The organism is Legionella sp. 39-23 (assembly GCF_001897665.1).
Taxonomy (GTDB): domain Bacteria; phylum Pseudomonadota; class Gammaproteobacteria; order Legionellales; family Legionellaceae; genus Legionella; species Legionella steelei.
In genome coordinates this window covers 1-9,901 of the sequence record NZ_MKTO01000028.1, presented here as the reverse complement: position 1 = coordinate 9,901, position 9,901 = coordinate 1, and the positions used below count along the sequence as shown (strand labels likewise).

Here is a 9,901-nt window from a genome sequence, read left to right as displayed (position 1 = left end):
AATATGCCATTGTAAAGTGTCAACTATGTCCCCGAACATATGTCAGGGATGTCCCCGGTCTATACACTGCTAAGTCCAGCATATAGCAATAATTCAGCAAACGCTGGGCTTAACAGCCCAGCCTACACATGCGACACACTGCTTTTTCCAAGACAATGGTTCTATATTGTTAGTGCGCCACTTTCAACTTGTTCTGCCTCAGGATTATCTTGCTTTGGGGCTGAATCAGCTGATTCGTGATTTTTTGTACGTGCTGCCTGTTGTTTCTTTAATTCTTCAATTACTTCTATAGAAACTTGTATAGGTTTTTGGGGTGTCTTTACTGCTACTTCGTCGTCAATTTCAATGCGAGCTTCACCTTCATGATCTTTTGTACGTGTTGCCAGTTGCTTCTTTAATTCCTCAATCACTTCTGCAGGAATTTGCATTGGTTTTTGGGGTTTTTGCACTTCTTCTCCTTCAATGCGTATTTCACCTGCCTCTGTTATTTCAAGAATTTTTTTAGTACATCCGTCAGGTAAGGTATTCTCTGGAACTAACTGAATCGGTATGCCAGCAATTATTGGTGCTCCATCAGCAATACGTATTCCATCGATCGGAGCAAGTACAGGTGTTTTACTGTAATAATTACTTATTAAGGAACAAACAGACCAAAGTAAATTGTATGCGGCATCGAAAGGGAAACCCACACCGATACCTACACCTTGACCTAAATATCCCGCTGCTGTTCCCATAAGATGTGCCAAGCTGATTGTACAGAATGAAGTGAGAAGTCTTGTTGCAATGACCGGTGCGAAAAGGGCGACTCCGGTTGTGCCAGCAGGACTAAAAATTAATAACGTACTGCCTACTAGAGCAGTTAATTGGACTCTAGGAGATATTGCTGTGGTCGAGTTACTTACTCCCTCTGCTAATACCACCCCAACGGTTGCTCCTACATAGGTAAAAGCTGCGCCAAATAAAGGTTGTGTGAATGAAATAACAGGAAAGTTATTAATCTGATCTTTAGCTTCCTTTTTATGGCACATCTCTTTTAAAAACTCTGCAAACAGCTTCCACTCCTTTTCAGTAAATGGTTTACGACCATCTTTCTCTAATGCCACATTAGCATGATCAAATGCATGCGGTGTCTTAAGAAGCCGCTCAGCGGTCAAATAACAAGTTTCTTTGTCCTCATCGTCCATGTAATTTTCAGCAGTGACCCCCAAATTGTCTTCAATGATTCGGTATAAAGCGGAGTTTCGTTTTGAACTACCAATTTGAGATTGCACATGCAGGCATGCTGCAATCATAAAACGTTCTGCAATAATATACGCTTGTCGCTGGTATGGTGTTTTGATGTCTTCTTCGTGGAGTAAGTGTACTTTAAGTACGGCTTTTACTTTTTCTAAAAATGAAATTTGCTTGTTACGACTGACAACATCAGTTCCTCCAAAAAAAACAGGTGTCCCTATGATTGAAGGTTTTGCATTTAAATCTACTTTGCGTTCTTTTTCGTAATCTGAACGTACATGATCAAATTTTGCAATACATTTAGGTGCAAGAATAAAGTGCATAATATCCCCCGTCCATTGGCATATTTTTTTACGTGAATCACGTGAAATTCCTTTTTTGTATATTTTATCTTACTTCGTAATTGTATAAATGCAATGTTATTTGATTATTTTTTACTAAATTGTTTCAATATGTTGAAGGTTTTTACTATATTTAGCGATTAACCTGTTGAAATGATGCATTTTTTCAGGATTGTGATACTTTTAACTTAATGACGAGAGTTATTGTATGTTGTGGGTAGTACATAGTGGTGTAACTTGGATGAGGCGAGGTCATAACTTTGGTTCTGGCAGATGCAACGTTTCAGGACTATGCTTTACTTCACCCAGGCTGCATTTTTATGGGAACAGATAAGGTGAATGAATTGATGAATGATGTGAGGAATGTGAGCTTCATGGAAAGACTGAAACATTTATTTCTGCTTCTGCGAGTGTCTCACTGGGCCAAAGCAGCCTTCGTGATGTTGGGATTTTGCTATACACCTACGCCTGGATATTTTATACCTGCGCTCCTTGCTTCTTTAGCTTTTTGTCTGATTGCGAGTGCTGTTTATATATATAATGATATTGAAGATAGAGACGAAGACAGTTTACATCCCCATAAGCGACATAGGCCTTTAGCTAGTGAGAAAGTTTCTGTATCTGAAGCGATTTTTATGCTGTTTTTATTGTTACTCACAGGCCTTACTTTGGGATGGTTGATTTCTAAGAACCTGGCTATTATTCTCTGCATATACTTAGTGATTAATGTCGCATATAACCATGTATTCAAACTCATCCCTATTGTCGATGTGCTTTGTATTGCTGCGGGATTTATGCTGCGAGTATTGGCGGGAACTTTAGGCATTGGTTTATCTATTTCTACTTGGTTAATTGTTGCCGCAACCTTACTTAGCCTCTTTATTGCTTTAAATAAACGACGAATGGAAATGCAGTTAGGATTAAAACATGCTACGCGCAAGGTATTGAAGAAATATAATCCTTTAGCACTTCATTGGTTGATTGTAGTGATTGGTTTTAGCAGTTTCATTACTTATGTTTTCTATATTATTTACGCGCAAGATGAGTCATTTTATTTTATGCTCACAGTACCTTTTGCAGCAATTGCATTGTGGCGTTTCGCTTGGTTGGCAATGCGAGATATCGAAAATGATGATCCAGTAATTGTTTTTCTAAGTGATCGGCTGTCACGAATTAATATTTGGTGTTTTGTCGTCTTGACCTTTATGGCTTTAGCTCAATGAAACCTGGGTTTCGCTGGTATGATGGCATTCTGATTTTATTGTTTTTCTATCTACTTGTTTTGCAAGTACAAGCGATCTGGCCGTTGACCATTGATGATATGTATATCTCACTGCGTTATGCCAAACATTGGGCGGCTGGAGAGGGGATTTTGTGGAATTTAGATGCACCTCCAGTGGAGGGTTATTCTAATTTTAGCTTTGTTGCCCTAGGGGCTTTAACGCTTCTCTTTAATGGTAATCCCGTTGTTGTTTTAAAAATGGCAGGATTTTTTGGCCTTCTTATTACCTGTTTTTTTATTTACTTAATTAGTCGTTTTTGGTTTTCTCAGCGTGAATCACTTTTGCCTTGTGTTGGACTGCTACTCTATAAAGGACAAATTATATGGGCAACCAGTGGTTTGGAAACAACGGTATACGAAGCACTTCTGTGTGGCGCCGTATATTGTTGTTTTAGAGGAATGGGATACCGTTTTTTTCCTAATCCACGAGGGGCTGCAGTAAATACGTATTTTATATGTGCTGGGGCTTTGCTCACACTTGCAGGAATGACGCGACCAGAGGCTCCTGCATTTATGATTTTGTTTTTTATTTTAATGTGTTGGGACAGACCTCAGAAAGAGATAAAACGCTATCGATATGGGATTTTGCTTTTTTGTGTCACGCTTGTAGTATTCTATGGGCCTTATTTTTTTTGGCGCCTGATTTATTTTGGATTCCTGTTCCCCAATTCAGTGTATTGCAAAGGATTATCCAAAACATTTACCTTTTCTTTGGGGCTTCATTATTTCAAATTGATTTGGCCTTTAGCGCTTTTAGCTTTGCCGGCTTGTGTTAAGGCAAAAGATAAACGGCATTATTTTTTATGGTTACCCAGTCTTATCTATCTTATTCTGTTGCTTGATTCTGATCCTGTTGTCGCTTTTGAAAATCGACTTTTTTTACCTGCTTTTGCTTTACTTCTTCCTTTGGTTGTTCAAGGAATTAACATATTAGGGTATGTGCTCCGACAAAAAAGAGATTCTATTTTTGCATTATTTTTTTATTTAGGCACGTTGACCATTCTATTTCTTTTAATTCCCAAAATGAGCTTGGCAGATTATCGCTATTTTAGCCAAAACCCAGTTAAGGGTGAGCTGTTGCGCAGTAGGGTAGTGGGTTGGTTAAATAGCCATGCTTCTAGCAGAGATTGGGTGGTTTTAGCGGATAGCGGGTTGATTCCTTATGCCAGTGATTTGAATTTTATTGATTCATATTGCCTCAATAATTTAGCAATGGCCCACTACCCTACGCAGCAGATGTATAAGCACTTTTGTGAAGAAATTTGGCAGGAAAAGCCAAAAATTATCATTTTAACCTCGCTGATTAAACAAGGAAAGGTAATCTACACGCCAAGTGATGCGTGTTTGAAAACAATGTTGGATAAATATAACTATAAATTAAGTACAACTTTTATAAGTAACAATATCGATTCGACTTATCGCTATGAGGTCTATGAAAAGCCATTTATTTTTCCATCAGAAATTAGGTAGTTTTAGGCTAAGGTTTTCCAGTTGTTATGCTTTTTTGTGTGATATACGCAAAATATAGTGTACTATTCCTATAGTAATAAAAAATGGGTGAAGGACTCTCGTATGATACAAAAGATGTCAGTATTTTTTCAAAAATTGTATAAAAAACTACCTGTTCTTTTGTGTGATTTATTTGCTATTCCCGTAGCATGGTTTGCTGCATATTGGTTGCGATATAATATGCAACCCTTTCCTAAAATGTTGAGTTCGACTCATCCGATTATTGCTTTAACTCTATTAACCGCAATTCAAATGGTTTGTTTTTTTTATTTTAAAACATATCGTGGCTTGTGGCGCTTTTTTTCATTAAACGATGTAGTGCGAATTTTAAAGGCGACATTGACGGCGACCGTGTTAGGAATTCCTCTTTTATATGTGGTGTCCATACTTCACGAAGTTCCCCGCTCTGTATTTCCCTTATATTGCCTGATTTTAACAACTATTCTTTGTAGCTGTAGAATGTTTCGAAGAATTTATTGGGATAAGCAAGCGAGTGGTAATAAAACAACTGAAATAAAACGAGTACTTATCATCGGAGCAGGTATGGCTGGCGAGAGCCTTGCACGTGATTTAAAACGCTCCAAGCAATACACTCCTGTGGGTTTTATTGATGATAACCTAGCAAAACGTGGTTTGGACGTTCATGGAGTACCTGTTTTAGGTACTACGAGTCAAATTGCTAAACGCGTCAATGATTATACGATTGATTTGATCTTTATTGCTATTCCATCAGCCAGTTCGTCTGTTATGCGACGCATTGTAACGTGTTGTGAAGAAAGCAAAACTCCATTTAGAACACTTCCAAGTCTTAATGCTTTAGCTTCTGGACGAGTGGAGGTCAACGCGCTAAGACCGGTTAATATAGAAGATTTGTTAGGGAGAGACCAAGTTAGCTTGCAATGGGATAAGTTAACGGCTGGTATTGCTGGCAAACGAGTATTGGTTACTGGTGGGGGCGGATCAATTGGATCGGAGCTGTGTCGACAGATTTTAGCTCTTAAGCCCAAGTGTCTGGCAATCATCGAAAACAGTGAATTCAATCTGTATCAAATTGAACTTGAATTAACGCAAAGTTTTCCAGATATTCCTATGGAATTCATATTGATGAGTGTTACTGATGAAGTCGCAATCAATCATTTTTTTGTGAATTTTCAACCAGAAATTGTATTTCATGCTGCTGCTTATAAGCATGTTCCTCTTTTACAGAATCAAATTCGTATCGCGGTTATGAATAATGTACTCGGAACTCAAATTGTTGCGAAAGCGAGTGTGTCTGTTAATGTCGGAAAATTTATTCTGATTTCAACTGATAAAGCAGTCAATCCAACCAACATTATGGGGACTACCAAGCGTGTGGCTGAGATTTATTGTCAGAACTTAGACGGTAGGACTCAGACTCAATTCATTACGGTTCGCTTTGGAAATGTTTTAGGCTCAGCTGGAAGTGTGGTTCCATTATTTCAAAAGCAATTACAAAGCGGTGGTCCGATCAAAGTAACGCATCCAGACATGCAGCGGTACTTTATGACAATACCCGAAGCAAGTCAGCTAATTTTACAAGCTATGGTTAATGGAAAAGGCGGAGAAATTTTTGTTTTGGATATGGGAGAGCCTGTTAAAATCAGTTATTTAGCAGAGCAAATGATTCGCTTGGCTGGGAAAGAGCCTGGAAAAGACATTATGATCGAATATACAGGACTACGCCCAGGAGAAAAATTATATGAAGAATTGTTTCATGAATCAGAACAATTGGCTTCAACAGAACATGAAAAATTATTCAAGGCGAAATTCCGCGAGCTTAATTGGGAAGAATTAATCCAAACAATGCGCTTGTTACATTCAGCATGTGAGGAAAATCAGGATGATGAGTTATTCATTTTATTGAAAAGTTTAGTTCCTGAATTAAATACAACGAGTGCTGTGCCCATATCCTAATTGGCTTATGGGTTTAGTTGTGTTTCATTGTACTCATTTATTGAAGAAGAGGTTTTTCAAGATGATTGTTACTTATGATGATTTTGCCAAAATAGAGTTGCGATCCGGTACAGTGGTTAAGGTTGAAGAGTTTCCTCGAGCAAAGAAACCTGCCTATAAAGTTTGGGTGGATTTTGGTCAGGATATCGGTATATTGCAAACCTCAGCTCAAGTTACTGTACATTATACGCCAGAAACATTATTAGGCCGTTCCGTGGTTGGATGTGTCAACTTAGGCGAAAAAAATATCGCGGGCTTCACTTCTCAATTTTTATTAGTTGGATTCTCTGATGCTAATGGCGCCATCTGTCTCATAACAACTGATCTTAAAGTTCCCAATGGGGAAAAGTTGCATTAATTTCAGATCAATGGCATTTGTAGAGATATAAACATGTAGCCTGGGTGAAGCACAGCGTAACCCGGGATAGAGAGCTTGTTCATGCTTCTTATAATCCTGGGTTACGCTGCGCTTCACCCAGGCTACATACTACTATTAAACTGGTGGAAAGAGGTCCTGAAACTTAACGCGAGTTTTCAGATGAAGCGCTTTTTTCCTTTTCTTCGATAAATCAAAAACCTTATAGATTATTATGGGAATGATAAAGCTAACCATGCCTATATAAAAAGCAAGCTTATAGGTGGGGTCTTTATTTAATACCAAGAAAAACAAGGCAATACACATGAGTATAATGGCTAAAATCCCGGTATAGGGTGAATAGGGCGTCACATAGCGAAGATTCGCTGTAGTATACCCAGCTTGATATAGTCTATTTCTAAAACGAATTTGTGATGTGCATAAAGAAATCCATGCTAATGTACCCGTAAATCCAGACACTAAAAGCAGAGCGATATAAAGTTGTGTTTGCCCAAAAAAGTAACCTACACCTAAAAGTATCCAGATGGTAATTAGGGTTGCGATGATTGCATTTTGAGGTACTGAGTTGTGATTGAATTTAGCAAAAGTGTGTGGTGCCATGCCATCACGTGCTAAAGCATTTAACGCACGTACCGTGCCGTAAAATCCAGAGTTAGCGCAAGATAAAGTAGCACTTAGGGTTACAAAGCTCGTTACAGCCCCTGCCCATTTTAGATTGTAATAGTTCAAAGCATCAGCAAATACTGAGTTGGATAGTCCGGCTTTTTGCCAAGGAAAAATTAATACCAAACAAAACACTGGAATAATATAGATGAAAAGAATCCTAAACGTCACATTTCGAATTGCGTGCGGGATCATTCGTGCCGGATTTTCTGATTCTCCAGCAGCAAGACCAATGATTTCAGAACCTTGATAGTTAACCAATAAAAGAACCATAGCCGTCAATAAGGACATCGTACCATTAGGAAGAAGTCCTCCATCACCAAAGATGTACTTAGAACCAATAAATCCATTAGATTCAGGGCCTTGGATTAGACCAAAGAAAATTAAAACGGCTAAAATAACAAAGCCAAACAACGCTAAGATCTTGATTAAAGCAAGCCAAAATTCGATTTCACCAAAAGTGTCTACTTTGGCAAGATTGATGTATGTAATAAGAAAACCAAAGCAAACAGCCCATACATAACCATTTACTCCGGTAAACATCTCCATGATTATTCCCCCTGCGACACATTCGGCAGGGATGTATGCCACCCAACTGATCCAATAGGACCATCCTACGCCACATGCAACTGACGGAGAAATAAAATCAGCGGTGTAGGTTACAAAGGAACCAGAGATAGGAATTGCTACTGCAAGTTCACCCATGCAAAGCATGGTTAAAAAAATGATCAACCCGCCTAATATGTAGGCTAGAAACACAGCAGGGCCAACAAGGTTGATTACTTCCCCTGTGCCTAAAAAATAACCCGAGCCGATAATTCCCCCCAAGGCAATAAGCTGCACATGGCGGTCTTTCAATCTTCGGCTATAACCACTGTCTTTTATGGGTTTATCTATTTCCATCTTGCTCTTTTTCACGGACTGTTTGTTACTCACAAGTTGTCATATTTTTGGGTGACGCTATGTTATATTCATCTTTAATAATTTAAAACTAAATTTTTTCTATTTACACTATATTTTTTGTTAAATGGATATAAAAAATTTATCCGGACGACATTATAAAACATTTTTCAACTATTTGAATATTTTTTTACTAAATTAATGAAAATTATTACAGGGCAAGCCTCAGTTTGAGAATTAATTGAAGATTAAGCTGATAAAAAAGAATATAATTGTCTGTTTTTTTGTAAAAAAATAATTGATTTAATTCGTTCCGATATGATTAATCAATCATAGAGAAGTTGCATCATCACCTAACTTAAGTATACTTTTTCATACGCCGCTGTAGCTCAGTCGGTAGAGCAGTTGATTCGTAATCAAAAGGTCGTGTGTTCGATTCACATCAGCGGCAGTAGTAAAATCAAGGAGTTATGCCAATAAAATGCATTTTTTAATGAAGTAAAAATATAAAACGTTCCTCTAAACATTCCTATACGCTCTTTGCTTGGTTGTTATTCTTATTATTAGTGCATTACATTTGAACAGAAAAATCTATTCCCCTCTTTTTTATTTTGGCCATAATTGATTAAGATAAGCTCAAGTTGCATTTATAAACTTTGAGGGGGTAAAATAGATCGAATAAATAATAATCTTATTGATTATTTGTTTCGCTCAGGTCAGGTTTGAATAAAAATAAAGTTTTTATAGACATCACCATTGTCACTTTTGTCACTAGCTGGAAGTTCTCAATTCATTTTTCCATAATTGCTTTAATACTGATAGCATAAAAGTATTGCTGGTCAGTCTTAGATTTTTTTAGCCACTAAAGTTTTGGAGAAAAAAATGGAAAAAATATCTATTAGAAAAATCATGAGTGTAATAATCTCTCTTTTTCTTCAATTTTTAATTTTTTCAGATAGTTATTCTGGAAGTTCTGACTGTAAGAGATTGTGTGAGAATGATTATGAGAAATGTAGACAACCCTTAATCGAGCTTACTAGATCTTATCAGTCTTCTAAAGAAGGTCATTTTGTTGAATTATTTAATGTTTATTTACAAAAAAATAAAATATTAAATAAGGATGAGGCTATCAAAATTTCTAATAATAATATTTATATTACTAAAGAATGTGATGCTTTTAGCAATGACCCATGCATTCAAAAGCAGCAGATTGCTTTGTTAAAAAGATGTTTAAAAATATTAGAAAAGTGTAGGGTAAAATGCCAAAAATAAAGCGCAACTGTGAATTAATGAAAGATGCTATCCTTGTTGTTGTAGGAGGCTTTTTAGGAATTTTAGGCTCAGTAATAACAACACATATGAATGACTCTCATGAGGAGAAAATGCAAAATAGCAAAATGCTTTTTCCTTTGTAAAAGAGTACAGTAAGAATTATCTTGAAATAATTAAATGTAAAAGTGATATCATTAATGCTGCTAATAACCTAGGACGTAATTTAGATATTCAAATAAACTCAGTTCAGTCTTCAAGTAGCTTAATTGATTATTTGAAAGTGTTTGATAGTTGTTGACCTTTCCCCCCAAAATAAGACCATGACATTGATGAGATTTCCATTAAAATTAC

8 protein-coding genes and 1 tRNA gene are annotated in these 9,901 nt (G+C 37.0%); 7 read left to right on the top strand and 2 right to left on the bottom strand.

Annotated elements, in window-relative coordinates; all coding sequences use genetic code 11:
* Positions 1–161: 161 nt before the first annotated feature.
* The gene (locus BGO44_RS10780) at positions 162–1,556 is read right to left on the bottom strand and encodes a hypothetical protein (RefSeq protein WP_083504006.1); all 1,395 of its coding nucleotides are present in this window, start codon (positions 1,554–1,556) and stop codon (positions 162–164) included.
* Between the two features lie 353 nt (positions 1,557–1,909).
* Between BGO44_RS10780 and BGO44_RS10775 the strand changes: the two genes are divergently transcribed.
* The 4 genes from BGO44_RS10775 to BGO44_RS10760 all read left to right on the top strand — a co-directional run bounded on the left by BGO44_RS10775 (position 1,910) and on the right by BGO44_RS10760 (position 6,697).
* Positions 1,910–2,797, top strand: coding sequence for a decaprenyl-phosphate phosphoribosyltransferase (locus tag BGO44_RS10775; RefSeq protein WP_273197067.1), 888 nt, complete (start codon positions 1,910–1,912; stop codon positions 2,795–2,797).
* Entirely contained in the window at positions 2,794–4,326 is a 1,533-nt protein-coding gene (locus BGO44_RS10770) for a DUF8728 domain-containing protein (protein WP_273197056.1), read from the top strand. Before BGO44_RS10775 ends, BGO44_RS10770 begins: the two co-directional genes overlap by 4 nt.
* Positions 4,327–4,428: 102 nt before the next feature.
* Positions 4,429–6,300 (top strand): polysaccharide biosynthesis protein, encoded by a 1,872-nt coding sequence (locus BGO44_RS10765; protein WP_273197058.1) that lies wholly within the window; start codon positions 4,429–4,431, stop codon positions 6,298–6,300.
* Positions 6,301–6,361: 61 nt separating this feature from the next.
* Positions 6,362–6,697, top strand: coding sequence for a tRNA-binding protein (locus BGO44_RS10760; RefSeq protein WP_058512184.1), 336 nt, complete (start codon positions 6,362–6,364; stop codon positions 6,695–6,697).
* Between the two features lie 135 nt (positions 6,698–6,832).
* Here BGO44_RS10760 and BGO44_RS10755 read toward each other — a convergent pair whose 3' ends face one another.
* Positions 6,833–8,281 carry an amino acid permease gene (locus BGO44_RS10755; protein ID WP_157070782.1) on the bottom strand — a complete coding sequence of 483 codons (1,449 nt, stop codon included), beginning with the start codon at positions 8,279–8,281 and terminating at the stop codon, positions 6,833–6,835.
* 375 nt (positions 8,282–8,656) lie between these two features.
* On the opposite strand from BGO44_RS10755, the gene BGO44_RS10750 reads away from it, so the two are divergent.
* The 3 genes from BGO44_RS10750 to BGO44_RS10740 all read left to right on the top strand — a co-directional run bounded on the left by BGO44_RS10750 (position 8,657) and on the right by BGO44_RS10740 (position 9,693).
* Positions 8,657–8,729: transfer RNA gene (locus tag BGO44_RS10750), tRNA-Thr, on the top strand.
* Between the two features lie 431 nt (positions 8,730–9,160).
* Positions 9,161–9,550, top strand: coding sequence for a hypothetical protein (locus tag BGO44_RS10745; RefSeq protein WP_273197062.1), 390 nt, complete (start codon positions 9,161–9,163; stop codon positions 9,548–9,550).
* A complete protein-coding gene (locus BGO44_RS10740) occupies positions 9,538–9,693 on the top strand; it encodes a hypothetical protein (RefSeq protein WP_273197065.1) in 156 nt (51 codons plus the stop codon). The genes BGO44_RS10745 and BGO44_RS10740 overlap by 13 nt, the downstream gene beginning before the upstream one ends.
* Positions 9,694–9,901: the final 208 nt, after the last annotated feature.